This is a genomic window from Neisseria sp. P0021.S007, from assembly GCF_051956855.1.
Genome location: NZ_JBQCXA010000417.1, coordinates 1 through 750 on the forward strand (window position 1 = coordinate 1; position 750 = coordinate 750).

General features: G+C 48.0%; 1 protein-coding gene. It reads left to right on the forward strand.

The features are described from left to right. Positions 1 to 637 (forward strand): FAD-binding oxidoreductase (locus tag ACTHUR_RS13740; RefSeq protein ID WP_440399087.1); only part of this gene is annotated, 637 nt, incomplete at its 5' end. Positions 638 to 750: the final 113 nt, after the last annotated feature.

The following is a 750-nucleotide window of genomic DNA, read 5'->3' on the forward strand; positions in this document are numbered from 1 at the left end:
GATCAGCCGCTTTGCTCTCGATTTATCTTCGGAATTCAGCCAACTCAAAAAGCCTGCTGATGCGGAATGGCATATTTTGATTGAACTTGCAGACTCTGTTCCCGATGCCGGACTGGATGAAAAGCTTGCCGAATTTCTCTATCAAAACGGATGGGAAAACAGCATTTTGGCGCAATCCGAGCAAGAGCGCTCCGACTTATGGACCTTGCGTGAAAATATTTCCGCTTCCCAACGCAAACTCGGCACCAGTATTAAACACGATATCGCCGTCCCTATCGCCCAAGTGGCCACCTTTGTCCGCCAATGCGCCCCTGCCTTGGAAACCCGCTTTCCCGGCATACAGATTGTCTGCTTCGGACATTTAGGCGACGGCAGCCTGCATTACAATACATTCCTGCCCAACGTATTGAGCAACGAAGCCTACCAATACGAAGACGCCGTCAATACCATTGTTTATGAAAACATTCTTGCCTGCCATGGTACGATTGCCGCAGAACACGGCGTAGGCATCATCAAAAAACATTGGCTGCCCCGTGTGCGTACGCAGGCCGAACTTGTTCTGATGCATTCCATCAAAAATCAGCTTGACCCTTATGGCATTATGAATCCGGACAAACTCCTGCCTTCTTTGGATTAACCAATACGAAAAGGCTGTCTGAAACATTTCAGACGGCCTTTTATCTTATCCAAACTATTTCAATGCCGTTTTCCAGTCCAATCCGCCCAAAGACGGTACCTGTATTACTTCAT